This is a genomic window from Streptomyces sp. CNH287 (assembly GCF_000424825.1).
In genome coordinates this window covers 288,965-314,461 of record NZ_KE384252.1, presented here as the reverse complement: position 1 = coordinate 314,461, position 25,497 = coordinate 288,965, and the positions used below count along the sequence as shown (strand labels likewise).

The window sequence follows — 25,497 nt, the reverse complement described above, 5'->3', positions numbered from 1 at the left end:
CTCGTTCCTTCCTCATACGTCACCGGAGGGCGCCACGCATCGCTCCATCGCGGTGCGGATGTCCTCGGGCACGGGCAGCGAATGGTGGGCGGTCAGCGAGGTGAAGACGAGGACCGCGCGCACGCGCACCCGGATATCGCCTTCGGCCACGCCCTTGCACGTGTACCGCAGCTCGAAGGAGCTGGTGCCGATGCGTTGCAGCCGCACGCTGAAGCGGACCCGGTCCCCGACCCGGCTCGGGCCCAGGAAGTCGCATTCCAGCCGCACGGTGGGAACCCCGATGTGCCGCTTGGTGAAAAGCGCCCCGTAGTCGATGCCGAGGTGCTCCTCGAACCAGTCCTCGAGCACTTCGTTGACCATGAAGAGGTACTGCGGGTAGAAGACGATGCCCGCCGGGTCGCAGTGCTGGAAACGGATGAGCCGTTCCACCGTGAACTCGTCCGGCTCCGGAGAATCAGCGGACATCGGCGGTCACCGTGTTCCTGGCTGCCTCGTCGGCGTCGCGCAGCCGGAACCGCTGGAGCTTTCCGGTGCCGCCCCGGGGCAGCTCGGAGCAGAATTCCACCGCACGCGGGTACTTGTAGGGGGCGATCGTGCGCTTGGCGAACTTCTGGAGTTCGGATACGAGCGCCGGGCCGGGCGTGCGGCCCTTCGCGAGCACCACGAACGCCTTGACTATGGTGCCGCGTTCGCTGTCGGGAACTCCGACCGCCGCGCACTCGCGTACCGCGGGATGGGCCAGCAGGGCGTCCTCCACCTCGGCGGGCGAGATATTGTAGCCCGCCGAGATGATCATGTCGTCGGTGCGCGCGTGGTAGTAGAAGTAGCCGTCCTCGTCCACCCAGCCGGAGTCGCCGGTCAGGTTCCAGCCGCCTTGGACCCAGTCACGCTGCCGCTCGTCGGCGAGATAGCGGCAGCCCGTCGGGCCCTTCACCGCCAGGCGCCCCACCTGGCCCGGAGGCAGCGGCGCACCCCGCTCGTCCCAGACGGCCGACTCGTAGCCCGGCAGCGGGCGGCCGATGGCGCCCGGCCGGTCCGGTGCCTCGCTGCCGGGCATGGAGATGAAGATGTGCAGCATCTCCGTCGCGCCGATGCCGTCGGTCAGGTCGATGCCGGTGCGCCCCTTCCACAGCTTGCGGGTGGCGGTGGGCAGCGCCTCCCCGGCGGAGACGCAGGCCCGCAGCGACGACAGATCGCAGTCGTGCGCCTCGGCCGCCACCATGCGGTAGGCGGTGGGGCCGCTGAAGCAGACCGTGGCGCGGAAGTCGGCGACGGCACGGGCGAGCGCGGCCGGCGACCCCTCGGCCAGGAGCACCGTCGACGCACCGGCGTACAGGGGGAAGAGCAGCAGCCCGCCCAGGCCGTAGGTGAAGGCGAGGGGCGGCAGGCCGATGAAGCGGTCCTGCTCGGTCACCTTCAGCACGTGTCTGGGGAAGGTGTTGCAGATCGCCAGCACGTCCCGGTGGGTGTGGACCGAGGCCTTGGGCGAGCCGGTGGTGCCGGAGGTGAAGGCGATCATGCACGGATCGGTACGCGCGGTGTCGACCGGCGCGAACCGGGCCGGCTTGGCGGCCATCGCGGCCTCCAGGCCGGTGTCCGGGGCGCCGTGGAAGTACAGCGGCACCGGACGAGATCCCTCCGGCAGGTGCTCCAGCACCCCGGCCAGGTCCTGGGCAAGGGACCGCTCGCACAGCACGTGGTCGATGCGGGCCTTGTCCAGGACGTAGGAGATCTCCTTGGGCCGCAGCAGCGGCAGCGTGGTCACCACGACGCCGCCCGCCTTGACGACCGCGAGCCAGATCGCCGCCAGCATCGGGCTGTTGGCGCCCCGCAGCATGACGCGGTTCCCGGGGACCAGCCCCAGGTCGTCCCGCAGCACGTGGGCGACCCGGGAGACGGTCTCGTCCAGGTCCTGGTAGGTCCAGCGGGTGCCGTCCGGCGAGATGACGGCGAGGCGCTCCCCGGCGTCCTCTCCCGCTGCCCAGCGGTCGACGAACTCGGCGGCGCAGTTGACCCGTGCGGGGAAGTCCAGCTCGGGCAGCGAGGAGCGCAGGTCGGGCTGTTCGTCGGGCGGGGGCAGATGGTCGAGCACGAACGTGTCCGTGTGCGCGGTGTACGCGTCTGGGCGGGTGTGCGCCCGGGGGGCGTCAGCCATGATCGGCCTTTCTCGGTAGGGACGGCGGCGCGCACGGAGGCGGGCGCACCGCAGCCCTGGCACCGCCATCGGCTCCGGGCCGTGGCAGCCCGGACCCGCTGGGGTCGCTTGACGGGTGGTGGAGTTCAGCGTGGAGGTTCAGCGGAGCCGCTGAAGGGAGCAGGCCCCTGCGGTAGGCCGCACGGATCTGCCCGTGGGTACGGGTGCGGGGGAACCGCCGCCCTGGCGATGCCTGATGCGGCGGACACCGCGGGCGGGGAAGCGGAGCGTGGCGTGCGCGTACGCGGGCGTGCCGGACGACCGCGGTGGGCGGCGGCGCTCCGCGAGGAGACGCCGACGGCGCGGTGGCGTGGCGCGGCGTGGTGGCCGTGCGGGGCGGTGATGTGGGGGTGGTGTCGGGCGCTGGGGTCGTGCGTCGGGGCAGTCATGCGGGCTGCGCGGGCGGGTCGCGGTGGGTCGCGGTGCTGCGGTGCGGGGGCTGCGGTACGGGTTGCGGAGTGCGGTCCGCTCAGCCGTCGAGCGAGCGCCCGGTGCGGTGGCGACAGGGCTGCAGCCACTCCGCCCGGGCGGCCCCCGAACGCGTCAGCCGCCGACCGGTGCCGGCCGACGGCTGTGGGAGTTCTCCGGCGGCGAGGGCGGAAATGCTGGGGCGCCGGCCGGCTCGCGAGCAGGCCGACGGTAAAGCGACGACGCGCGCGGTCGGTCTTCTGCGGTACACGGACAACCCCCCTTGAACGCGCCCCACGTGAGGCACTGGTGACTTCGTGTAGTGACCCTAAGGCTTACGGTTGCGGTCACGTAAGGGTGTTCAGGTCGATTCCGGGCAGAGCGTGCACACCGTGATGCGCGGCGCCCGGGAGAGTGCGCTCACTTCCCGACGCTTACCGCAATTGCGGTAAGAAGCGAAAGCCCGCGCCCCTGTCCGACTGCGGTGATTCCGCGGTTGCACGGCCGAGCGGAAACGGTTCGCCGCGCCGCCACCAACCCGGATTCTGATTCAGGGGCCGTGTAAATGGAGTATCGCGTCTCCAACCTACCATGGTAGTCCCAGAGTTCTGCAGTGGATTTCCGCCGCCTCCGGGACGCGCGGCAGGAATCCGCCGCGGTAATCCCGGCCTCCCATTCCTGTTCGCCGGCCGGGCGGCGCCCGCCTTTCCGCGTACGGCCGCCGGGCCGCCTGGAGGCACTTCATCAAAGTGAGAGCGCTCCCAGGTTTTCCGTCGTTCACCCTGTGCACGGAAAGAGCCCCCGACCCCCCGCGCACGCCCGTGTCCGCCGGGGAGCGGCCCGGCGCCTCAGGGCCGGGCGGCCGGTGCCGCAGAGGCGTCCGGGGTGCCCGGCGCCACGGGGGTGAAGCGCACCGGCAGCGAGTGCAGGCCCCGGGTGAAGAGGCCCTGCTCGGCGGGGACACCCCCGCCCCGGAGGCTGAGGTCCGGCATGGCGTCCAGCAGTTGGTTGGCGCCGATCTCGACCTCCGCCTTGGCCAGCAGGGCGCCGACGCAGAAGTGCCGCCCCAGCGCGAAGGCGAGGTGGTCGGCGGCGGCGGTGAAGGCCGAGCGGGTCGGCAGGTCGCCGCGGAAGATGTCGAACACCTCCGGGTCGCGAAAGCGCCGCTCGTCCCGGTTGGCCGCCCCGATCAGGCAGTTGACGGTGGAACCCGCCGGAATCACCCCGCCGGACAGCTCCACGTCCTCGGCGGTCTCCCGCATGATCATGTGGACCGGGGGCGTGTAGCGCAGGGTCTCCGCGAGCGCCTGCGCGAGCAGCGTGCGGTCCTCCCGTACGGCGGCCAGCTGGTCGGGATGGGCCAGCAGGTTGCCGAACAGGCCCGAGACGGCCTTGTCGGTGGTCTCGCCCCCTGCGGCGAACAGGATGCTGACGAACGCCTTGATGTCCTCGTCGCTCATCCTGGTGCCGTCGATCTCGGCCGCGCAGAGGGTGGACAGGAGATCGTCCCCCGGGTTCTCCCGGCGCTCCCGGATGACCGGGATCATGTACGCGGCCAGCTCGTCGCGCGTGCGGTGGCCGGCCGCGACGACCTCGGGGTCCTGGGCGAGGTTGCTGAAGAACGCCACGATCGCCGTGTACCACCTGTGGAAGCGGGCGTGTTCGCCCTTGTCCAGGCCCAGCAGGTCGACGATGACGTTGATGGGGAAGCGGGTGGCGAAGTCGCCGACCAGGTCCGCCGTACCGCGCTCGCGTATCGGATCGATCAGCTCACGGGCGTTGCGCGCGATGACCGGGAGGAACTTCTCCTCCAGCATCCGCCCCCGGAAGGCGGGCGCCACCAGCGCCCGGCGCACGGCGTGTTCGCGCCCGCTCAGCTGGATCAGGGTGCGCCCGTGCACCGGCTCGAGCTGCCAGTCGTAGTTGCGGGTCGTGAAGACGTCGTCGCGGAAGGCGCGCCGGACATCCTCGTAGCGGGAGACGAGGTAGCTGGCGGTGGCCTCGTGCCACAGCAGCGGGAAGTCGTCCCGCAGGATGCGGTAGCCGGCGTAAGGGTCCGCCGCGAACCGGGGGGAGAGGATGTCGGGTGCTTCTCGGACCGTGGACATGGCCTCTCCCGGCTGGCTCGCGGCGGTTCCCACTGACCGGCCTCACGGTAGGAACCGCGCGCCGCCGGGTCCATACGGCCGCCGTCCTCCGCCGGGGCACAGGGGGGCGCCCGGTCGCACGGCACGGAGCGCGGCCTGCCGGACACTCCCCGGCGGCCGCACTCTGGTGGGGGCCATGCCTCGGCCCTGGGGCCGGGAGATCGAGCCGGGACGGAGCGGGCGAAGCGGGCGCGGCGCACCGGACGCCGCACGTCCCGCCCTGCGGGCGGACGGCGCCAGCGCTCAGACACGGCGAGCGGACCGCCCCGGGGAGCCGTCACCCGCGCGCACCGTGGCGCGGAAGGTGCGGCGGTAGGCCAGCGGCGAGACGCCGATCGCGGCGTGCAGGTGCTGCCGCAGGGACGCCGCGGTCGCGAACCCCACCTGCCCCGCGATCTGGTCCACCGGCAGATCGCTGGACTCCAGCAGCTGCCGCGCCCGGGCGACGCGCTGCCGGATCAACCACCGCCCGGGGCTCTCGCCCACCTCCTCGCCGAACCGGCGGGCGAACGTCCGCACGCTCGTGTGCGCGTGACCGGCCAGGTCGGCCAGCGTCAGCGGCAGCTGGAGGTGCTCCAGCGCCCACTGCCGGGTGGCGGCGGTGCCGCTCACGCCCGGGTCGGGCATCGGCTGTTCGATGTACTGCGCCTGGCCGCCCTCCCGCCAGGGCGGCACCACGCACTGCCGTGCCACCTTGTTGGCGACCTCGCTGCCGTGGTCCTCGCGTACGACGTGCAGGCACACGTCCACACCCGAGGCCGCCCCGGCCGAGGTGAGCACCCCGTCGTCGTCGACGAAGAGCACGCTCGGATCGAGCGCCACCTGCGGGAAGAGGCGCCCGAAGAGCCCGGCCAGTTCCCAGTGCGTGGTGGCCCGGCGGCCGTCCAGCAGACCGGCCGCCGCGAGCACGAAAGCACCCGTGCAGATGGAAACGATGCGGGTGCCGCGCGGGACGGCCGCGAGCGCGGCGGCCACCGCCCCGGGCAGCTCCCGGCTCAGCAGGGACGGGCCGAACGGCGGAATCACCACGGTGCCGGCCGTGCGGAGCGCCTCCGGGCCGTGCGCGACGGTGATCGAGAAGTCGGAGTGGGTGGGCACGGGACGGCCGTCGGCCGAACAGGTGAGGATCTCGTACCGGCCGCCCGCGGAGCCGAAGATCCGCTCGGGAATCCCCAACTCGAAGGGATACACGCCGTCGAGAGCGAGGACGACCACACGATGTGCGGCACGGGACATGGCACGAGGCATGGCACGATCCTATCGAATATTGACCATCATGCCATTTTCCTCCCCGCCGGACGGCGGCACTGTGGGTCCATGACCACAACGAACACGATGCGTGCGATCAGTCAGGACGTCCTCGGCGGACCCGAGGTGCTCAAGGAGGTGGCGCTGCCGCGCCCGGAGCCGCTGGTGAGCCAGTTGCTGGTCCGCGTGCACGCGGCAGGGCTCAACCCGACGGACTGGAAGCACCGGGCAGGGGGACACTTCCTCGGAGAGCCGCCGTTCGTGCTCGGCTGGGACGTCTCCGGGGTGGTCGAGGCGACCGGGCCCGGGGTGGCGCTCTTCCGGCCGGGCGACGAGGTGTTCGGCATGCTGCCCTACCCGTACGGCGCGGGCGCGCACGCCGAGTACGTCACAGCACCCGCCCGGTCGTTCGCGCGCAAACCGTCCGGGATCGACCACGTGGGGGCCGGGGCGCTGCCGCTGGCGGCGCTGACCGCCTGGCAGGCGCTGGTGGACACCGCCGGGGTGCGGACCGGGCAGCGCGTGCTCATCCACGCGGCGGCGGGCGGAGTCGGCCATCTGGCTGTGCAGATCGCCAAGGCACGCGGCGCGTACGTCATCGGCACCGCCAGTGAGGGCAAGCACGAGGTGCTGCGCGACCTGGGGGCCGATGAGCTGATCGACTACCGGGAGACCGACTTCGCCGAGGCCGCCGGTGAGGTGGACGTCGTGCTGGACACCATCGGCGGCGACGACTACCGCACCCGCTCACTCAGTACGTTGCGCCCCGGAGGCATCCTCGTCTCCATCCTCCCGAGCGGGCAGCCGCAGCTCGCGGCGGCGGCCGAGCGGCTCGGCGTACGGGCGGAGGTGATGATCGTCGAGGCCGACCACGCCGGGATGAACGCGATCGCGGGCCTCGCCGCCGACGGGCGGCTGCGCCCGGTGATCGCCCAGACCTTCCCGCTGGCTGCGGCGGCCGAGGCGCACGCGCTGGGCGAGACCGGCCGCACCGCCGGCAAGCTGGTGCTCGAGGTGCGCTGAGCCGCGGCGGGTCAGCCGCCGGCCGGGGCGGCGGAGCCCAGTTGGCGGGCGACCTCGGCCGGGTGCGTCAGCTGGGGACAGTGCCCGGCCCCGGCGACCCCGGCCACCAGGCGGCCGGGGTCCGGTGGACTTCCCGGTCGCCGAGCTTCCGGGTGCCGGACGCGGCCGCGGTGAGGTGGGTCCGTGAGGTCATGGGCACGATGCTCGCCGGGCCGTTCCCGTGCGTGGTGGACGCCGCTGACCGGGAATGGGGCGCCGGAGACTACCTGTACACTAAACTGCCATGTTTGATCACCTTAGACATCGGCCACCGTCGACACTGGAAAGGGAGCGCGAGTTGGTGCTCGCTTGCGCTCCTCTGCGCAGCCGTGTCAATTTGTCAACTATCGTGCGAACTGCGGGTTGCTGCGGGGTCGAGACGGTATTCGCCTGCGGAAACGGGAAAGTCGACTCCCGTGTCGCACGCGACAGCACTGACCATGTCGAGGTGAAGGCACGCCGCACGCTTCCGCCCGTACTCAAGGAACTCGGCCTCAGCGGATACCGGGTGATCGGTCTGGAGCAGACGACCAATTCGCACAACCTGCACGAATTCGCCTTTCCGCGAAAGACGGTACTGGCGATCGGGAACGAGCGGCTGGGCCTCACCGAGGAAGAGCTGAAATTCGTCGACGACTGTGTCGAGATCCCCGTGTGGGGCATGCCGCACAGCTACAACGTCGCGACCGCCACGGCGATGGCGATGTACGAGTACTGCAAGCAGTATCCGCACGGCTGAACCCCTCGGCCGAGCGACGGGCCTCAGCGCGACGCCTGAAACGACGAGAGACATGAAGATGACACTGCCCAGTTGGCGGGAAATCCGCGACGCCTCGGTTCTCCTGGAGAACGAGGCGATCCTGGTGCTGGACAAGCCGGCCGGTATCTCCGTGATGGGTGAGCGCCACGGTACCGATATCGTCGAGTTGGCCGAAGAAGCGGGGGAGCGGCTCTTTCCGGCACACCGGGTGGACAAGGTCACCTCCGGTGTCGTCCTCTTCGCAAAGGAACTGGCCGCGCACGGAGGGCTGACCCGGCAGTTCAACAAGCGGACCGCCGACAAGGCGTATCTGGTGGTGACAAAGACCGCCGGGCTCCCCGAGTACGGCGTGATCGACCTGCCGCTCAGCGTCGGCCGTAAGAACAGGGTGCGAATCGCCGCACCGCGCGAGGCCATTCGGAACGATGCCCGGGAAAGCCGCTGGTGGGTCGCTGAGGATGATATTCTGAGCGCCAAGAACTACCCGTCGATTACTCGCTTCTGGACGCTGTGGAGCGACGGCGAACACTCCGTGCTCCTGGCTCGGCCGGTCACCGGACGGCGCCACCAGATCCGCGTGCATCTCGCCTGGATCGGCCACCCGATCCTGGGCGACCCCCTCTTCGACAAAGCAGCCGAGGCGGCGGGCCTGCGGACCCATCTGCACTCCTGGCGACTCGGTTTCGACGCCTCCTGGGGCGACGGCGGCCGGGTGGACGTGACGGCGGACCCGGACGACGGATTCTGGCAGCCGCTGGCCCCCTCCCTCCCCGCCGAGGCGACCGCCCGCCTGCTGAGCGAGGGCGCCCGACTCCTCACCCCGTAGCACCGCTCCCACCGCCGAGCGGCGTCAGGAAGCGGAGAGGGCTTCGAGGAGTTGTCCTGTCTCGGGGTGGGGGAGGGTGCGGGCGACGTCGGCGACGGCGACCATGCCGACGAGCTGGTCCCCGTCGATGACGGGCAGCCGGCGGACCTGGTGCTGGGTCATGGTCGCCAGCACCTCTTCCGCGCTGTCGTCGGCGCCGATGGTGACGGCCTCGGCCTGGTTGAGGCTGCCCGCGGGCATCTCGGCGGGGTCGCGTCCGGCGCCGAGGACCTTGACGACCAGGTCGCGGTCGGTGACCACACCCTTGAGCTTGTTGTCACGCCCGCAGATGGGGAGCGCTCCGACATCCAGCTCCTTCATCATCCGGGCGGCGTCGGCGGCGCTCTCGTCGGTGCGGACGCACTGGGCGCCGCCGCTCATGATGTCGCGTGCGGTGGTCATGGTGGTCATCCCTCCTGGACATGTGCAGACGGGCCGGCGGAGCCCCCGGGTGAGCAGCTCCTACCGTCCGCGGAGTTCTGGAAGTCCTCGCCCGGGTACCACAGCTTCCCGCTCGTACACACGGGTGGGCGGGCGTGCGGGACTGAGGCGGCGCCCGCGTCAGGGAAGGGGCGTGCCGCCGGTGGCATTGACGACCTCGGCCGTGATGTAGCCGGCCTGGGGTGAGGCGAGGAAGACGTAGCAGGGGGCCATCTCGGCGGGCTGGGCGGGCCGGCCGAGGGGAGACTGCTTGCCGAACTCGGCCGTGTCCGGGAGCGTCGCGGGGATCAGCGGCGTCCAGACCGGGCCGGGTGCCACGGCGTTGACCCGGATGCCGTCCCCGGCCACCATCTGCGCGAGCCCCTGCGTGAAGGTGACGATGGCGCCTTTGGTCATCGCGTAGTCGAGCAGGTGCGGGCTGGGCTTGTACGCCTGTACGGAGGCGGAGTTGATGATGCTGCCGCCCCGGGGGATGAACGGCAGCGCCGCCTTGCAGAGCCAGAACATGGCGTAGAGATTGGTGCGCACGACCCGGTCGAACTGCTCGGTGGAGATGGCGCTGATGCCGTCGGGCTGGGACATCTGGTATGCCGCGTTGTTGACGAGGAGATCGATGCGGCCGAACTCCGCGACGGTCCGCCGGACGAGTTCCTGGCACTGCGCCTCCTCGCGGATGTCGCACGCGACAGCGACCGCCTCCCGCCCCGCCTCCTCGACCAGTCGCACCGTCTCCCGCGCGTCCTCCTTTTCCGCCTCCAGATGGCTGAACAGGACGTCGGCGCCTTCGCGCGCGTAGGCCAGGGCGACGGCCCGGCCGATGCCGGAGTCGCCGCCCGTGATCAGTGCTTTGCGGTCGGTGAGCAGCCCGTGGCCCTCGTAGGAGTCCTCGCCGTGGTCCGGCGGCGGGTCCATCGGCCCGGTCCAGCCCGGGTGCGTCTGGTCCTGCTGGGGGAACTCGGGTTGCGGATGCTTGCTCACCGGGTCCTGGGGCTTCCGCTTGTCGTGAGTCATGAGGTACCTCCTGCCGACTGTCGATGAAAGGCGGGCAGTCATCTGTTCCCGGAACGGGAGCGGCGAATCCGGCTTCACTCTCTGAGAGCGCAACGTAGAAGGCGAGGCTCCGGCCTGCGCGGTATCTACGGCCGGGGCGGCCGTGCACGGCCGCCCCGGCCACGGTGTCTGCGGTCCACAGAAGGACACGCCGCGTACGAACGCGGCATGCGCGAGTTCGTCACCATGAACCAGCCCTGGTCGGTACGGGGGCCGCCACGCTCTCCCCCACCACCGCGCGCGCCCTGGAACAGCGCGACGCCAGGCTGCGCGACCGGCCCACTCGGCCCTCACGCTGCCCGGGTCCGCCCCGAAGCCGCGGCCTACGGCAGGCGGTCGGGGCCGCCGTCCGGGAAGGCCTGGGCCAGGCCCGTCCGGTAGGCGATGACGACCAGCTGCGCCCGGTCGCGGGCGTCCAGCTTCGTCATGGCGCGCTGCACGTGGGCGCGGACGGTGAAGGGGCTGAGGAACATCCGCTCGGCGATCTCCTGGTTGGACAGGCCGGTCGCGACCAGGGCCACCATCTCGCGTTCGCGCGGGGTGAGCACGGCCAGCCGCTCGGGCTGGTGGAGCGGGGCCTCGTCCGGCGTGGCCAGGAAACGGGCGACGAGGGAGCGGGTCGCGGCAGGGGAGAGCAGCGTGTCGCCGCCGCCGATCGTCCGCACGGCGTCCAGCAGGTCCTCGGCCCCGATGCCCTTGCCGATGAAGCCGCCCGCCCCGGCGCGCAGCGCCTGAGCGACGTGACTGTCGGTCTCGTACGTGGTGAGGATCAGGATGCGGCTGGCACGCAGGTCCGGGTCCGCGCAGATCTCCGACGTGGCGGTGAGACCGTCCACCTCGGGCATCCGGATGTCCATGATCACCACGTCCGGACGCAGCTCCCGGGTGAGCCTCACCGCCTCCCTGCCGTCTGCGGCCTCGCCGACCACGGTGATGTCGTCGGCGCTGTCGAGCAGCAGCCGGAAGGCGCCGCGCAGCAGAGCCTGGTCGTCGGCCAGCAGCACCCGCAGTGTCACGGCGCACCCCCGGCGTCGGTGCCCGCGGTGCCGCAGTCCGCCGCGCCGCCGCTCGCGGCGCTTCCCTCCGCCGCCTCGCCTGTTGCTCCGTCAGCCATCCGCTTCTCGTCGCCCGTTGCTCCGTCAGCCGCCCGCGCCGTGTCCCTGGCGGGCGGCAGGGGCAGCTGGGTGGAGACGAGGAAGCCTCCCTCCGGGCGCCGGCCCGCCGAGAGGGTTCCCCCGGCCGCGGTGGCACGTTCACGCATTCCGATCAGACCATAGCCCGGCGCACGCTCCGGCGGCGCGCCCGGACCCGTACGGGCGCCTCCGCCTCCGCCCCCGTCCCGGCCGTCGTCGGCGACGGCCACGGTCACACGGTCGCGGCCCCATGCGAGGGACACCCGGGCGCTGCCGGTACCGGCGTGCTTGGCCACGTTGGTCAGAGCCTCCTGGACGATGCGGTAGGCGGTCAGGTCCACCCCCGGCGGCAGCGGCCTGACCGTGCCCTCCTGGTGTACGGACACCTCCAGGCCCGCGCGGCGGAAGGACTCGAGGAGCGTGGGCAGCCGGGCCAGCCCGGGCGCCGGTTCCGCCGGCGCGCCGGCGTCCCCGGACTGGCGCAGCAGCCCGACCGTGGCCCGCAGTTCGTCGAGCGCGCCGCTGGTGGTCTCGACAAGCTCCCGCAGACTCTTGCGGGTCTGCTCCGGGCGGGTGTCGAAGAGGTGGGCGGCGACCGTGGCCTGCGCGTTGGCCAGGGTGATCTGATGGGCCACCAGGTCGTGCAGTTCCCGGGCGATGCGCACCCGCTCCTCGGCCACCCTCCGGCGCGCCTCGCCCTCCCGGCTCTTCTCGGCCCGCCGGGCCCGCTCCTCCACGGCCGCCAGGTAGGCCCGCCGGTTCTGCACCGAGTGCCCGAGCACACCGGCCACCAGCGGGAACGCCGCCACCGCGCCCATCCTGCTCGCGTCCTTCCACGAGAGGGCGCCCAGCAAGGGGGTGAAGGCGACCAGCAGCGCCACGGAGGTGAGCGTCACCGCGCTCGCCGCGTGCCGCCGGGTGCGCACGGTGAGCGAGTAGGCGCTGATCACCGCGGGCGCCACCACCAAGGGGCTCAGCAGGAGACCCAGCAGCGGCACCAGCACGGCACTCGCCGTCGTGACCGCCAGGGCGGCCAGGGGCGCCCGGTGCCGCACCGGCAGCACGGCGCACGACACCACGGCGATGACGTAGGCGGCGGCGGGCGGCGCCGCCAGCGTCCTGCCGTCGTCCTGAAGCATGCCGCCGAGCAGGCACAGCGCGAACGCCGTCGCCGTGACCGCTCCCTCCCGCCACCACGTGCCGCGTGCCCGCGGGCCGCCGCCGGTGCCTGCCACGGCCGCCTCAGGCCCGGCCGGCGGGGAGCCGCCGCGCCGCCGCGTCCGGCCCCGTCGCCTGGGCCGGCACATGCCCCTCCAGCGCCTCACCCTCGACATCCACGTTCGGGATCACACGCTCGAGGATACGAGGCAGCCACCAGGCTCGGCGGCCCAGCAGCGCCAGGACCGCGGGCACGATCGCCATCCGGACCACGAAGGCGTCGAAGGCGACGGCGGCGGCCAGGCCGACGCCCATCGTCTGGATGGTGGGGCTGCTCATCCCGATGAATCCGGCGAACACGCTGATCATGATGACCGCCGCCGCGGCCACCACGCGTCCGCTGTGCCGGAAGCCGGTGACGATCGCCTCGCCGGGCGACGCGCCGCGGACGTACGCCTCCCGCATCCGGGTGAGGAGGAAGACCTCGTAGTCCATGGCGAGGCCGAACACGATGCCGATGACGAGGATCGGCATCAGCGACATGACCGGCCCGGTCTGCTCGATGCCCAGCAGGTCCGCCGCCCAGCCCCACTGGAAGACGGCGACGAGGACGCCGAAGGCGGCACCCACCGACAGCAGGAAGCCGAGCGCGGCCTTGACCGGGACCAGGACCGAGCGGAAGACCACCGTCAGCAGGAGCACCGCCAGGCCGATGACCACCGTCAGGTAGGGGAGGAGGGCGTCGGACATGGCCTCGGAGATGTCGATGTTCATCGCGGTGGTGCCGGTCACCAGGATTCCGGCGCCCGTGCCGGCCTCGACGCCGGAGACCGCGTCCCGGATCGAGTGCACCAGGTCCTTGGTCTCGCCGCTGTTCGGCGCGCTCCGCGGGACTGCGGTGATCACGGCCGTGTCCTTGTTCCGGCTGAGCACCGGATCACCGACCGACTCGACCCCCTCCACCTTCCGTACCGTCCTTACGGCCGCGTCCGTGGCGGCGCGGGCGTCCGCGGACCCCGAGGTGTCCACGACCACGGTCAGCGGGCCGTTGAAGCCGGGGCCGAAGCCTTCCGACAGCAGGTCGTAGGCGCGGCGCTCGGTGGTCTCCACCGGCTTGGACTCGTCCCCGGGCAGCCCGAGTTCGAGGCTCAGCGCCGGCAGGGCGACGGCGCCCAGGCCCAGTCCGGCGACCATCAGCACGGGCACCGGCCGACGCAGCACGAACCGCGCCCAGCGCGTGCCCAGTCCACCGCGGCCGGCCGCGGCGGGCACCGGATGGGGGCCCGGGCCCGCCGCGCGGGCGGCCTTGCGGACACGGCGGGAGAGGACCCGGCGGCCGAAGAAGCCGAACAGCGCGGGGACCAGGGTCAGTGCGACGAGTACGGCAAGGGCCACGGCCCCGGCGCCGCCCATGCCCATCCTGGTGAGTTCGGGGATACCGACGACCCCCAGCCCGGCCAGCGCGATGAAGACGGTCGCGCCCGCGAAGACGACGGCGGACCCGGCCGTGCCGACCGCCCGGCCGGCGGCCTCTTCCGGCTCGCATCCCCGGGCGCGCTCGTCGCGGAAGCGGGAGGTGATGAAGAGCGCGTAGTCGATGCCGACCGCCAGCCCCAGCATCAGCGCCAGGATGGCGACGGTGGACGACAGGCCCAGCGGCACGGCCAGCGCGGAGACCAGGCCGAAGGCGATGGCCACGCCCACGACGGCGGTCAGCAGTGAGAGCCCGGCCGCGACCAGCGACCCGAGGGCGACGATCAGCACCACCGCGGCCACCGCCACGCCGATGATCTCCGTCGTACCGCCCGGTTCCTCCTCCGACTCCAGGGCCGAGCCGCCGATCTCCACGGTCAGCCCCGCGTCCCGGGCCGCTTTCGCGGCGTCCTCCAGGGCGCTCTTGGCCGGCCCGGTCAGGTCGACGGCGTCCGCGGTGTAGGTGACCGTGGAGTAGGCGATCGTGCCGTCCTCGCTGACGGCCCCCGTCTCGTAGGGGTCCGTGGCCGACGCGACCTGCTCGCCCCCGTCCAGCGAGCCGAGCGAGTCCTCGACGGCCGCCTTGTGCTCCTGGGCCGTCACCCGCTGCCCGTCCGGCGCCTGGAAGACCAGGCGGGCCTCGGCGCCCTGGGAGTTGCTCTGCGGGAAGCGCTCGTCCAGCAGGTCGAACGCCTCCTGCGACTCGGTCCCGGGCATCGAGAGGTCCTCTTCCTCCCCGGCGGGCGCCACGGCGGCGGCGACCACGGCCAGCACCAGGGCACCCAGCCAGAGACCGGCCACCAGCCGGCGGCGCCGGAAGGCCCACCGTCCGATCCGGTAGAGAGAAGTCGCCACTTGTCGATCACTCCAGACACCGCTAGGAAAAGAGGGAAGGCGCGTGCATCACGCGCCTTCCACACTTCCTGCCGGCGCCCCGCGGGGCATCGTCCCCCGCTGCCGACTTCACCTGGTGCGCCCGGACCAGCCGCCCGCCCCTTCTGGTGCCGGCGCACCAGAGCACGCGAGCGGGCCGGGTCCGGAGCGGCCCGGGTCCGGACGCGGCATCCTCCTGGCCGACGTGCGCAGAGGGGTTAGCACGAGCGCCGGATGCGCCCCAGCGGCACCGCCGCAGGACGAGGGGCACCGGAACCCGGGGCGCACGCCGGTCCGCGCCCGGAAACAGCTTGTGCGGGCCGAGGCTTGCCTCGGCCCGCACAAGGGGAAATACGTCTGTGTCCGAGGGGGGACTTGAACCCCCACGCCCTGTAAAGGGCACTAGCACCTCAAGCTAGCGCGTCTGCCATTCCGCCACCCGGACGAGTGGTCATCACGCGGCGCAGCGCCGTCGTGACGGGGTCAACTTTAGCACCGGCGAAGCGGTGGTCGATCACCCGCCTTGGGCGCGCGCGTCAGGAAGCGGGAGGATGGCACTCCCGCCACACGAGGAGGCAGCGTGAGCCAGCCGAGCCCGAGCCCGAAGACGCACCCCACAGGTGAGGACGAGGTCGTCGACCTCTGCCGGGACCTGATCCGCATCGACACCAGCAACTACGGCGGCAACGAGTCGACCGGCGAGCGGGCCGCCGCCGAGTACGTGGCCGAGAAGCTCGCCGAGGTGGGCCTGGAGCCGCAGATCTTCGAGTCGCACCCCGGCCGCGCCTCCACCGTCGCGCGGATCGAGGGCGAGGACCCTTCGCGCCCGGCGCTGCTCATCCACGGGCACACCGACGTGGTGCCCGCGAACGCCGAGGACTGGACCTACCACCCCTTCTCCGGCGAGATCGCCGACGGCTGCGTGTGGGGCCGGGGCGCGGTCGACATGAAGGACATGGACGCGATGACCCTCGCCGTCGTCCGCGAGCGGCTGCGCACCGGCCGCAAACCGCCGCGGGACGTCGTGCTGGCCTTCCTCGGGGACGAAGAGGCGGGCGGCATCTACGGCGCGCGGCACCTGGTGGACAACCACCCCGGGCTCTTCGAGGGCGTCACCGAGGCCATCGGCGAGGTCGGCGGCTTCTCCTTCACGGTCAACGAGAACCTGCGGCTCTACCTGATCGAGTCCGCCCAGAAGGGCATGCACTGGATGCGGCTCACCGTCGACGGCACCGCCGGGCACGGCTCGATGACGAACAAGGACAACGCCATCACCGAGCTGTGCGAGGCGGTCGGGCGGCTGGGGCGCCACGAGTTCCCCGTCCGCGTGACCAAGACCGTGCGGTCCTTCCTGGACGAGCTGTCCGACGCGCTCGGCACCGAGCTGGACCCGGAGGACATGGAGGAGACGCTCGCCAAGCTCGGCGGCATCGCGAAGATCATCGGCGCGACGCTGCACAACACCGCCGCCCCCACCCAGCTCGGCGCGGGCTACAAGGTCAACGTCATCCCCGGCCAGGCCACCGCCCACGTCGACGGGCGCTTCCTGCCCGGGTACGAGGAGGAGTTCCTCGCCGACCTGGACCGGGTGCTGGGCCCGCGCGTGCGGCGCGAGGACGTGCACGCGGACAAGGCCATGGAGACCAGCTTCGACGGCGCGCTGGTGGAGGCGATGCGGTCCTCGCTGCTGGCCGAGGACCCGGTGGCCCGCGCGGTGCCGTACATGCTCTCCGGCGGGACGGACGCCAAGTCCTTCGACGACCTGGGCATCCGCTGCTTCGGCTTCGCGCCGCTGAAACTTCCCCCCGAGCTGGACTTCGCGGGGATGTTCCACGGCGTGGACGAGCGGGTACCGGTGGACGGGCTCACGTTCGGTGTACGGGTGCTGGACCGCTTCCTCGACCAGTGCTGACCGGTTCCCTGTCTCTTGCTGTTCGCCCTTGACCTGCGTTGACCTGCACTGATCCGACCCTCACATAATCGGGCGCATGTCCGGCAGTAGTCAGGAAGAGTGAATGCGCCTGTCCACTCGTAGCCGGATTACCTCGTCCTCGTTACAGGTGATGCGATCCGCGGTCTGGGATCGCATTGCCAACGAGGAGGAATAATGATCAAGAAGGTCGTCGCCACCGCGGCTGCCGCCGGCGGACTGCTGCTCGCCGGTGCCGGCATGGCTGCTGCCGACTCCGGGGCCCAGGGTGCCGCTGTGCACTCCCCGGGCGTGCTGTCGGGCAACGTCGTGCAGGCTCCGGTTCACGTGCCCGTGAACGCCTGCGGCAACACCGTCTCGGTGATCGGAGTGCTGAACCCCACGTTCGGCAACGTCTGCGTCAACGCCTGACATTGCGTATCACCCCCGTGAGGGGGGCAGTGCCGACGGCCCCGGAGTGCGTCTCACGTACTCGGGGCCGCTCGGCCCCTGGGCGAGCAGGTGTGACGGCGAGTCCGCCGGCCCTCGCTCGAAATTCACAAGGAATGAAGGCAGGGAACAAACCATGCGACAGGTCACCAAGAAGGGCCTGCTCACCGTGGCCGCGGCCGGCGGAGTGCTGGCGCTGTCGGGCGGCTCGGCGTTCGCCGACTCGGGTGCCGAGGGCGGCTCGGCACACTCGCCGGGCGTGCTGTCCGGAAACACCGCCCAGGTGCCGGTGCACATCCCGGTGAACGCGTGCGGCAACACCGTAGACGTGGTCGGAGTGCTCAACCCGACGTTCGGCAACGAGTGCGCCAACGTCTCGAAGCCCGCGCCGAAGACGGAGAAGCCGAAGGCTGAGAAGCCCAAGGCCGAGAAGCCGGAGGCGCCGGCCGCGAAGCCGAAGCCGCAGGAGCAGCCCAAGGAGCACGTCAAGGCTCCGCCTCAGCCCGAGCCGCAGACCGTGGCCGAGCCCAAGGTGGAGGCCGAACTCGCCGAAACCGGCGGCGGCAAGGACCTGGGCCTCGGGCTGTCGCTCGGCGCCGGCCTGCTGATCGGCGGCACGGTGCTCTACCGCCGCGCCCGCGTCTCGCGCCAGGGCTGAGCAGCCGGCCGAAGGAGCGGGCCGGGCTCACCGGCACAGCACGCAGCGGGTCCCGCGAGGCGGGGCCCGCTCCGTGCTGTCCGGCCGCCGTCCCCCGGTCACCGAGGGCCCCGGCGCACACACGGAACGCTCACCAGGTCGCGCGTACCTGACGGATGATCCGGCGGCGCAGCCGTACCCGGCGGCTGCCGTCGGGGTAGAGGCGGGTGCGGTCCAACTCCCAGTGCCCGTACTCGGCATGGTCGGTCAGCAACCGCGTGGCAGCCCCGCGGGACACCCCGCGCGGGACGTACAGATCGCGAAATTCATATTCCGGCATCTCATCTATTGTGCGGGCAGGGCCCGACTGCGGATAGCGTCTGCACTATGTCTGATGCTGCGCAGCCTTCCGCTGCCGACGTACGCGCTGCCGCCGAGGCTGTCAAAGCCGCCCTGGACCGGCACCTGGAGGCCGTGGAGCGGCGCGCCGGTGAAGCCGGCGAATCCGGGGACGCTCCCGGCGGTGACGGGGACGCCGCCGTCTACGCCGCGTTCGACGAGCTGGCCGCCGCCGGTGAGGCGTACGACGAGCTGCTGTACGAGGCGTACGACGAGGTCACCCCGTTCGAGATCCCGGGGGGTGACACCATGCCGGACTACACCGGTCCGGACGAACCGAGGGCGCTGACGGTCTTCGTGCGGCGGGACTACACCGTCACCGAGCCGCACCGGCTGCTCTCCCAGGCGCAGCGGGTGACCGACCTCGACCCCGACTCGGCGGACGAGGACGACGGCTTCGCCGGCGGCTCGGCGGGCCGGAGCGTGCACGCCGCCCTCGGGGTGCTCTTCGGGGAGTACGAACCGGACGAGATCGCCACCCGGCACAAGGAGTTCGGGCTGGAGGAGGGCGACGCCACGCTCTGGGTCTCGGCCGGGGCCCAGCCGGCGGAACCGGGGGAGTGGCTCGCCGCGCCCTTCGACCAGGCCGACCCCGAGCGCGTCATCTGCCGCTTCGACGTCAGCACCGTCTTCGACGGGGACGACGTCGAACTCGACCTCGGCCCGGACCGCGGCGCCGTCGCGGTCACCCGAGCCGACCCGGACCTCGACGAGGACCCGGAGGACGGCGAGGACCCGGAGGACGAGACGGATGAGGCGGACGGCGACGCCAGGGTCTAGGGAGCGCCTGTGACGGCACTCCCCGGCGACACCCCCTGCCTCGTGCCCGGCACATGGCGCCTGGCCTGGGGAGGTCCCGTCTCGCTGCGTTCTGGGAGCCCTCCGCGTACGCCCGGCGGGGGGCCTCCACCTCGCGGGTGTGCGCGGCTTCCGGTGGCGGGGGAAGGAGCCGGGACGGAGCGGGTGAGGTGAGCGCGGTGCACCGGACGCCGTACGCCCGGCGGGCGGACGGCGCCACGTGCCAGCCGTGACCTAGCCCGCGCTCACCGGCGCCGCCGCGGCGCGGACGGCCGCGCCGAGCAGCGTGCGCAACCGCGTCGTACGGGGCGGGGCGGTGACCCCGGCGACGGCCCGCGGCAGCGCCTCGTCCGCTCCGTGCACCACCGACAGGTGCCGTTCGGCGCGGCCGAAGGCCGTGTAGACCCACTCACGGGTCAGCGCCCCGGCCGCGTCGCCCGGCAGCACCACGACCGCGGCGGGCCAGCGCATCCCGGCGGCCTGGTGCGCCGTCACCGCCCAGCCGTGCCGCAGCGATCCGGCGACCTGATCGCGCGGCACGACGACGCTGCCGCCCGCACATTCCAGCCGCAGCCCGGTCTCGTCCGCGGAGACGACGGTGCCCAGCACCGCTCGGCCCGGGGCGGCGGAGTGGAGCACGCGGTCACCGGGGTCGAACCCGCCGAACCGGCCGGGGCCCGGATGCAGGCGCTCCTTGAGCGCGGCGTTGAGCGCCCGCGTGCCCGCGCCGCCGCCGTGTCCCGGGGTGATCACCTGGGTCTCGGACGCGGGGATGCCGATCGCGCGGGGCACGGAGTCGGCCACCAGCTGCGCCGTCCGGTGCACCGCGTCGCCCGCGTCCCGCACCGGGACGATGACGACCTCCCGCTCGGGGGCCTCGACCTGGTTCAGCTCGCCGACGCCGATGCCGGAGACCAGTTCGCCCAGCGGCCCGGGGTCGGGCGTGCGGGAGGCCACCTGCGGGCACACGCGGGCGCCCAGCACGTCGGCGAAGACCTGGCCGGGCCCGGCGCCGCCCAGCAGCAGCGGATCTCCGCTGAGCACCAGCCGGGCGCCGTCCGGCACGGATTCCACCAGTGCCGCCGCCGCCTCGGCGCCCAGCTGCGGGGCGTCCAGCACGACGAGCAGGTCGAGGGCGCGTGCGCCGTCCTCGCCGGTGCCGGGGCCCTCCCGGCCGCTGAGCAGCCCGGCCACCGTCACGGCCGCGGTGTCGCCTGCCGGGGCGTCCGCCGCCGCGTCGCCGCCCCCCGTCGCGGCGTCCGCCGCCGGGCCGCCGGAGGCCGCGGCGATCAGCTCCGCCACCCGCTGCCGCCCGTCCGCGCTGTGCGCGGCGGCGTACGCGCGCAGCCCCAGCGACCGGGCCGCCGCCACCAGCGCCGCGGGCTCGGCCCGCGCCGCCTCACCGCCGGTGTGGGTCACCAGGCCGTGCCCCGCGACGGCACGCACCAGCTCTGCGGCGGACGGCGATCCGGCCCCGGCCGCGGCCCGCTCCCACCGCTCCGCACCCGCTGCCTCCGGCGCCGCGAACGTGCTGACCAGGCGCGCCAGGCCGTCGGCCGTGCTCTCCTCCGCCAGGGCGTAGCGGTCCAGCCCGACGAGCAGCCGGACGGGGCGCGCGTCCTCGCCCTCCCCGCTGCCGCCGTCCGCCGCCGGGGCGGGGCCGGCCGGGGCGGCGGCGCCGCGCGCGGCCACCTCCTCCAGCGCGTCCTCGAAGATCAGCACCTCGCCGGTGTCGGCCGCCACGCGGAGCGCCTCGCCGGGGTCGGGGACGCCGTGCCCGGCCAGCCCTTCGGTCAGGGCGCCCGGCTCCATCGCCGTGTGCCCCTGGAGGGCCGCCCGCTCCAGCAGCCATCCGGCCAGTGCCTGCGTACGGCGCTCGTCGCCGGGCCCGCACTCCTCGCCCAGCAGTGCGCGGGCGAAGGCGTCGGCCTGCTCAGGCAGCACGCCGGGCACCGCCAGCAGCTGCCACGGATCGCCCCGCAGCACCTCCTCGGCCCGCTCGCCCAGCGCCGCGACCGCGGCGGCCTCCAGCCCCTGGGGTGCGCCGCCGCCGGCGAGCAGCGCCCGCAGGCCCTCCGGCGCCACGGGCGCGGCAGGGGACTGCTCCGGGCCCGGCGCGGGCCCCGCGGCGGGCGCCCCCGCGGGCCGGGCCGCCCGCGCGGCGCCGGGCGCGGGACCGGTGAAGAAGGACGCCGCGGGGCGCTCCCCGCTCTCCACGGCCCGCACGGCCGCGAGGAGTTCGGCTGCCTTGTCCTGGCTCGTCACAGCTCGCTCCAGTCCTGGTCGGGATAGCGGTGCACCGGGGCCGACACGTCGTCGAGCGCCTGGCAGATCTCCTCCGGAAGACTAAGGCCCTCCACTGACAGCGCCTCCGTGAGCTGCTGCGACGTACGGGCGCCGAGGATCGGCGCGGTGACGCCGGGCCGGTCCCGCACCCAGGCGAGCGCCACCTGGAGCGGGGTCGCGGCCAGTCCGTCGGCGGCGATGGCCACCGCGTCCACGATCCGGCCCGCCGCCTCGTCCAGGTAGGGGGCGACGAACGGCGCGAACTGCTCCGAGGCGCCCCGCGATCCGGCCGGTACGGCGTACCGGTACTTGCCGGTCAGCACGCCGCGGCCGAGCGGCGAGGAGGGCAGCAGCCCGAGGCCGAGGTCGGCGGCGGCCGGCAGCACCTCGCGCTCGATGCCGCGCTGGAGCAGCGAGTACTCCATCTGCGTGCTCGCCAGCCGGGTACGCGTCCCGGGTGCGGCGAGCTGCCAGGTGGCCGCCTTGGCCAGCTGCCAGCCGCTGAAGTTGGAGACGCCGACATAGCGGGCCCGGCCGCTGCCGACCGCGATGTCCAGGGCTTGCAGGGTCTCGTCCGTCGGGGTGACCGGGTCGAACGCGTGCACCTGCCACAGGTCGACGTGGTCGGTGCCCAGGCGCTGCAGGGAGGCGTCGAGGGCGCCCAGCAGGTGGCCGCGCGAGGAGTCGAAGCGGCGGTCGGGGTCGGGCACGCTGCCCGCCTTGGTCGCGATCACCAGATCCCGGCGGGGCACCAGCCCGTCCAGCAGCCGCCCGAGCAGGTACTCGGCGCCGCCGTCGGCGTACACGTCGGCGGTGTCCACCAGCGAACCGCCCGCCTCCCAGAAGGTCTTCAGCTGGTCGGCGGCGTCCTGCTCCCCGGAGTCCCGCGCCCAGGTGAGGGTGCCGAGTCCGATCCGGGATACGCGCAGGCCGGTACGGCCCAGGTGCCTGTGCTCCATGGGCGTTGAGCGTACTTGCGGCGGCGCGCTAGAGTCCCGTGGACAAGGACGTTACTGATCAGTAAGGGGGCCGGTATGCGGCTCGGTATCAACCTCGGCTACTGGGGTGCCGGGATGGACGCGGACAACCTCGCCGTCGCCCGGGAGGCGGACCGCCTCGGCTACTCCGTCTGCTGGGCGGCCGAGGCGTACGGCTCCGACGCGCCGACCGTCCTGTCCTGGGTGGCGGCGCAGACCGAGCGGATCGACGTCGGCGCGGGCATCTTCCAGATTCCGGCGCGCACGCCCGCCATGACCGCCATGACCGCGGCCACCCTCGACTCGCTCTCCGGTGGCCGGTTCCGGCTGGGGCTGGGTGTCTCGGGACCGCAGGTCTCCGAGGGCTGGTACGGAGTGAAGTTCGACCGGCCCCTCGCCCGCACCCGCGAGTACGTGGAGATCGTCCGCAAGGCCATGTCCCGCGAGCGGCTCACCCACCAGGGCGAGCACTGGACGCTGCCGCTGCCCGGCGGACCGGGCAAGCCCATCAAGCTGACCGTGCACCCCGTACGGGAGCGCGTTCCGCTCTACATCGCCGCGATCGGCCCGAAGAACCTGGAGCAGACCGGCGAGATCGCCGAGGGCGCCCTCCTGGTCCTCTTCTCGCCCGAGCACGCCGAGGAGACCGCCCTGGCGCCCGTGCGCGCGGGCCGGGCCAAGGCGGGCGAGGGGCTGGAGGGCTTCGACATCTGCCCCACCGTCCCGATGGCGCTCGGCGACGACGTGGACGCCTTGGCCGACGTCTTCCGCCCCTACACCGCGCTGTACGTGGGCGGCATGGGCAGCCGCAAGCAGAACTTCTACAACCGGCTCGCCCAGCGCATGGGCTACGAGGAGGCCGCCGCCGAGATCCAGGACAAGTACCTGGCGGGGGACAAGGACGGCGCGGCGGCCGCCGTGCCGCGCGAACTGATCGACTCCACCACCCTCATCGGCCCGGTGGAGCGGATCGCCGAGCGCATGCAGGCGTACGCCGACGCCGGTGTGGGCACGCTGTCCCTCGCGCCCGCCGGGTTCACCCTCGAGGAGCGGCTGGCCTCGCTGCGCGCGGGCGTGACCGCGATGGAGCGCGCCTCGCTGGCCTGAGGCCGCACCCGACCGTTGCCCCGGACCGGTGCCCCCGGCCCGCACACTCTCCCCGCAGGCGGCCTCGTCCGCGACAGGACGAGGCCGCCGCGCCTGTACCCCTGTCCCGCGGCGCGGCTTTTCCACCGAACGGCCCAGTCGCCGCGCCCACCTGTTGCCGCCCCGCCCGCGCCGCCCTTGACTCGGATACGACCTGGGCGAGGTCGCAACCGGCAATGGCGTGCACGGAGGTGGCAGCGATGCTCTCGGCCCGAAGCCTGTTCCAGGAGATCGTCGACAACGACGACTCCTTCCGTCTCTTCTGCTCCATCGCGGCCAGCGGAGAGGCCCAGGGAGGGTGGGAGAACGGCCGGATCGCGGCCCTCGTCCCCGAGCACCGCCGCGCCCTGGCGCCCAAGGTCGCGCGGCACGGCGCGGACGAGGACAAGCACGGCAGGCTCTTCCAGGCGCTGCTGCGCAAGCGCGGCCTGACGCCGGTCGAGGTCCCCCGGGAACTGGACTACACGATGCTGCTGGAGCGGGCGGGCATCGGGCTGGCGCACGACAAACTCCGCCGCGACGTGCCGCTGACCGAGCACGACCTCGTCACCTACCTGGCACACAGCCGGGTCACCGAGCAGCGCGCCTCCGACCAGATGGCCATGCTCCACAAGCACTTCGCCACCCACCCGGAGGTCGGCAGAGCCGTACGGATGATCTCCCACGACGAGGACAACCACCTCGCCTACTGCCACGAGGAACTCCTCGCACTCGCCGCCGAGGGCTACGGACCGCAGATCCGGCGGACGCTGCGCGAGTGCGCCACCGAGGAGGTCGGTGTCTACCGGGACGTCAGCCTCGGCGTGATGGAGCGGATGGGGCACATCCTGGGCTGGCCGCGGGCGAAGTCGGCGCTGCTGGCGGCCGGAATCCACTCGGTCCACGGCTACGAGCGGCTCGGCGGCTGGCGGCGGATGGTCAGCCTCCGGATGCCCGAGCGGCGTGACCCGCTGGGCGGCGCGAGCGCGCCCGAGACCCGGCTCGCCTGACGGCCCGCCCTGCCTGACGGCGCCCTGCCCCACGGTGCCTGCCCCGGCCGGGGCGGGGCAGGCACCGCAGGGCACGCGCCTCCCGTCACAGCCAGCCGCGCCGTTTGAAGAGGCGGAACAGCAGCAGGCAGGCCCCGCCGATCAGCACGATCACCGCGGGATACGCCCACGGCCAGTTCAGCTCGGGCATGTGCCTGAAGTTCATGCCGTAGACGCCGGCGATCATCGTCGGGATGGCGAACATCGCGGCCCAGGCGGAGATCTTCCGCATGTCGTCGTTCTGCCGGACCCCCATCTGCGCCAGGTACGCGGCCAGGATGTCCGAAAGCAGCCGGTCCAGACCCTCCACCTGCTCGTTGGCCCGGGTCAGATGGTCGCTGACGTCCCGGAAGAAGGGCCGTGAGCGCTCCGGCACGAACGGCACCCCCGCCGCCAGCCGCTCCATCGGCTCCGCCAGCGGACCGGTGGCCCGGCGGAACTCCAGCACCTGCCGCTTGAAGGCGTAGATCCGCTCCGCTACCCGGGCCTGGCCGGGGCCGCCGGGGGTGAAGACCTCCTCCTCCAGTTCGTCCAGGTCCACGTGCAGCTCCGCGGCGACCTCCGTGTAGTGGTCCACGACGGCGTCGCTGACCGCGTACATCACGGCCGTGGGTCCGTGCTGGAGCACCTGCGGCTCCTGCTCCAGCCGCTCGCGCACCGCACCGAGCGGGTTGGTTTCGCCGTGCCGGACGGTGATCACGAACGAGTCGCCGAGGAAGACCATCAGCTCGCCGGCCGAGACCGAGCCGAGGCTGTCGTCGTAGCTCACCGGCTTCAGGACCAGGAACAGCGAGTCCTCGTACCGCTCCAGCTTCGGGCGCTGGTGCGCGCCGAGCGCGTCCTCCACGGCGAGCGGATGGAGCCGGAAGGAGCGGCTGACATGGGCGAACTCCTCCGGCGTCGGTTCGTGCAGGCCGACCCACAAGAAGGCGTTCCCCGTCTGGCGGGCCTCGTCGAGCGCGGCGGAGAACTCGGCGGGGCGCTCCACACGGCGCCCGTCGCGGTACAGGGCACAGTCGACGATCACGGTGGGCATTCTTCCCTGCCTCGCCGTC

The 25,497-nt window shown here is 72.8% G+C and carries 23 protein-coding genes and 1 tRNA gene; 9 read left to right on the top strand and 15 right to left on the bottom strand.

The window, feature by feature from the left end:
- Positions 1–12: 12 nt before the first annotated feature.
- The 4 genes from H299_RS0128925 to H299_RS0128910 all read right to left on the bottom strand — a co-directional run bounded on the left by H299_RS0128925 (position 13) and on the right by H299_RS0128910 (position 5,997).
- Positions 13–465 carry an acyl-CoA thioesterase gene (locus H299_RS0128925; protein WP_027751270.1) on the bottom strand — a complete coding sequence of 151 codons (453 nt, stop codon included), beginning with the start codon at positions 463–465 and terminating at the stop codon, positions 13–15.
- Positions 455–2,155: an AMP-binding protein gene (locus H299_RS0128920; protein ID WP_051262947.1), complete on the bottom strand. Its 1,701-nt coding sequence runs from the start codon at positions 2,153–2,155 to the stop codon at positions 455–457. The genes H299_RS0128925 and H299_RS0128920 overlap by 11 nt, the downstream gene beginning before the upstream one ends.
- Positions 2,156–3,450: 1,295 nt before the next feature.
- Positions 3,451–4,710: a cytochrome P450 gene (locus H299_RS36840; protein WP_051262946.1), complete on the bottom strand. Its 1,260-nt coding sequence runs from the start codon at positions 4,708–4,710 to the stop codon at positions 3,451–3,453.
- Between the two features lie 282 nt (positions 4,711–4,992).
- Positions 4,993–5,997 carry a helix-turn-helix domain-containing protein gene (locus H299_RS0128910; protein WP_027751268.1) on the bottom strand — a complete coding sequence of 335 codons (1,005 nt, stop codon included), beginning with the start codon at positions 5,995–5,997 and terminating at the stop codon, positions 4,993–4,995.
- Positions 5,998–6,066: 69 nt separating this feature from the next.
- Between H299_RS0128910 and H299_RS0128905 the strand changes: the two genes are divergently transcribed.
- On the top strand, positions 6,067–7,020 hold the full coding sequence (locus H299_RS0128905; protein WP_027751267.1) for an NADP-dependent oxidoreductase: 954 nt from the start codon (positions 6,067–6,069) through the stop codon (positions 7,018–7,020).
- Between the two features lie 67 nt (positions 7,021–7,087).
- Here the strand turns inward: H299_RS0128905 and H299_RS40740 are convergent, their stop codons facing one another.
- A complete protein-coding gene (locus H299_RS40740; RefSeq protein ID WP_486587472.1) occupies positions 7,088–7,213 on the bottom strand; it encodes a hypothetical protein in 126 nt (41 codons plus the stop codon).
- A gap of 90 nt (positions 7,214–7,303) precedes the next feature.
- Here H299_RS40740 and H299_RS0128895 point away from each other — a divergent pair, with 90 nt between their 5' ends.
- Positions 7,304–7,798 carry a TrmH family RNA methyltransferase gene (locus tag H299_RS0128895; protein WP_486587471.1) on the top strand — a complete coding sequence of 165 codons (495 nt, stop codon included), beginning with the start codon at positions 7,304–7,306 and terminating at the stop codon, positions 7,796–7,798.
- Between the two features lie 52 nt (positions 7,799–7,850).
- The gene (locus tag H299_RS0128890; protein WP_486587470.1) at positions 7,851–8,645 is read left to right on the top strand and encodes an RluA family pseudouridine synthase; all 795 of its coding nucleotides are present in this window, start codon (positions 7,851–7,853) and stop codon (positions 8,643–8,645) included.
- Between the two features lie 24 nt (positions 8,646–8,669).
- Here H299_RS0128890 and H299_RS0128885 read toward each other — a convergent pair whose 3' ends face one another.
- The 6 genes from H299_RS0128885 to H299_RS0128860 form a co-directional block, all read right to left on the bottom strand.
- Positions 8,670–9,086 (bottom strand): CBS domain-containing protein, encoded by a 417-nt coding sequence (locus tag H299_RS0128885; RefSeq protein ID WP_027751264.1) that lies wholly within the window; start codon positions 9,084–9,086, stop codon positions 8,670–8,672.
- A 159-nt stretch (positions 9,087–9,245) separates the two neighbouring features.
- Complete coding sequence (locus tag H299_RS0128880; protein ID WP_027751263.1) at positions 9,246–10,136, bottom strand: SDR family oxidoreductase; 891 nt, start codon at positions 10,134–10,136, stop codon at positions 9,246–9,248.
- A 362-nt stretch (positions 10,137–10,498) separates the two neighbouring features.
- Complete coding sequence (locus tag H299_RS0128875) at positions 10,499–11,191, bottom strand: response regulator transcription factor (RefSeq protein ID WP_027751262.1); 693 nt, start codon at positions 11,189–11,191, stop codon at positions 10,499–10,501.
- Positions 11,188–12,543: a histidine kinase gene (locus tag H299_RS36835; protein ID WP_037761296.1), complete on the bottom strand. Its 1,356-nt coding sequence runs from the start codon at positions 12,541–12,543 to the stop codon at positions 11,188–11,190. The genes H299_RS0128875 and H299_RS36835 overlap by 4 nt, the downstream gene beginning before the upstream one ends.
- Positions 12,544–12,550: 7 nt before the next feature.
- The gene (locus H299_RS0128865; RefSeq protein WP_027751261.1) at positions 12,551–14,794 is read right to left on the bottom strand and encodes an MMPL family transporter; all 2,244 of its coding nucleotides are present in this window, start codon (positions 14,792–14,794) and stop codon (positions 12,551–12,553) included.
- Between the two features lie 378 nt (positions 14,795–15,172).
- Positions 15,173–15,257, bottom strand: a tRNA-Leu gene (locus H299_RS0128860).
- Positions 15,258–15,392: 135 nt separating this feature from the next.
- Here H299_RS0128860 and H299_RS0128855 point away from each other — a divergent pair.
- The 3 genes from H299_RS0128855 (at position 15,393) to H299_RS0128845 (ending at position 17,829) form a co-directional block, all read left to right on the top strand.
- Positions 15,393–16,724, top strand: a complete 1,332-nt coding sequence (locus tag H299_RS0128855) for a M20/M25/M40 family metallo-hydrolase (protein ID WP_027751260.1) — start codon at positions 15,393–15,395, stop codon at positions 16,722–16,724.
- A gap of 195 nt (positions 16,725–16,919) precedes the next feature.
- Positions 16,920–17,153, top strand: coding sequence for a chaplin ChpH (gene chpH / locus H299_RS0128850; RefSeq protein ID WP_027751259.1), 234 nt, complete (start codon positions 16,920–16,922; stop codon positions 17,151–17,153).
- Between the two features lie 154 nt (positions 17,154–17,307).
- Positions 17,308–17,829, top strand: coding sequence for a chaplin family protein (locus H299_RS0128845; RefSeq protein ID WP_027751258.1), 522 nt, complete (start codon positions 17,308–17,310; stop codon positions 17,827–17,829).
- A 130-nt stretch (positions 17,830–17,959) separates the two neighbouring features.
- On the opposite strand, the gene H299_RS0128840 is transcribed toward H299_RS0128845, so the two are convergent.
- Positions 17,960–18,148: a DUF5703 family protein gene (locus tag H299_RS0128840; protein ID WP_027751257.1), complete on the bottom strand. Its 189-nt coding sequence runs from the start codon at positions 18,146–18,148 to the stop codon at positions 17,960–17,962.
- Between the two features lie 47 nt (positions 18,149–18,195).
- Between H299_RS0128840 and H299_RS36830 the strand changes: the two genes are divergently transcribed.
- Positions 18,196–18,987, top strand: a complete 792-nt coding sequence (locus H299_RS36830) for a hypothetical protein (protein WP_051262945.1) — start codon at positions 18,196–18,198, stop codon at positions 18,985–18,987.
- Positions 18,988–19,239: 252 nt separating this feature from the next.
- Here the strand turns inward: H299_RS36830 and H299_RS36825 are convergent, their stop codons facing one another.
- Positions 19,240–21,270: a helix-hairpin-helix domain-containing protein gene (locus H299_RS36825; RefSeq protein ID WP_037761133.1), complete on the bottom strand. Its 2,031-nt coding sequence runs from the start codon at positions 21,268–21,270 to the stop codon at positions 19,240–19,242.
- Positions 21,267–22,250, bottom strand: a complete 984-nt coding sequence (locus tag H299_RS0128825) for an aldo/keto reductase (protein ID WP_027751256.1) — start codon at positions 22,248–22,250, stop codon at positions 21,267–21,269. The genes H299_RS36825 and H299_RS0128825 overlap by 4 nt, the downstream gene beginning before the upstream one ends.
- A 75-nt stretch (positions 22,251–22,325) precedes the next feature.
- On the opposite strand from H299_RS0128825, the gene H299_RS0128820 reads away from it, so the two are divergent.
- Both H299_RS0128820 and H299_RS0128815 read left to right on the top strand, forming a co-directional pair.
- A complete protein-coding gene (locus H299_RS0128820) occupies positions 22,326–23,375 on the top strand; it encodes an LLM class F420-dependent oxidoreductase (RefSeq protein WP_027751255.1) in 1,050 nt (349 codons plus the stop codon).
- A gap of 239 nt (positions 23,376–23,614) precedes the next feature.
- Positions 23,615–24,403, top strand: a complete 789-nt coding sequence (locus tag H299_RS0128815; RefSeq protein WP_027751254.1) for a ferritin-like domain-containing protein — start codon at positions 23,615–23,617, stop codon at positions 24,401–24,403.
- Positions 24,404–24,488: 85 nt separating this feature from the next.
- Here H299_RS0128815 and corA read toward each other — a convergent pair whose 3' ends face one another.
- On the bottom strand, positions 24,489–25,478 hold the full coding sequence (gene corA / locus H299_RS0128810) for a magnesium/cobalt transporter CorA (RefSeq protein ID WP_027751253.1): 990 nt from the start codon (positions 25,476–25,478) through the stop codon (positions 24,489–24,491).
- Between the last annotated feature and the right edge of the window lie 19 nt (positions 25,479–25,497).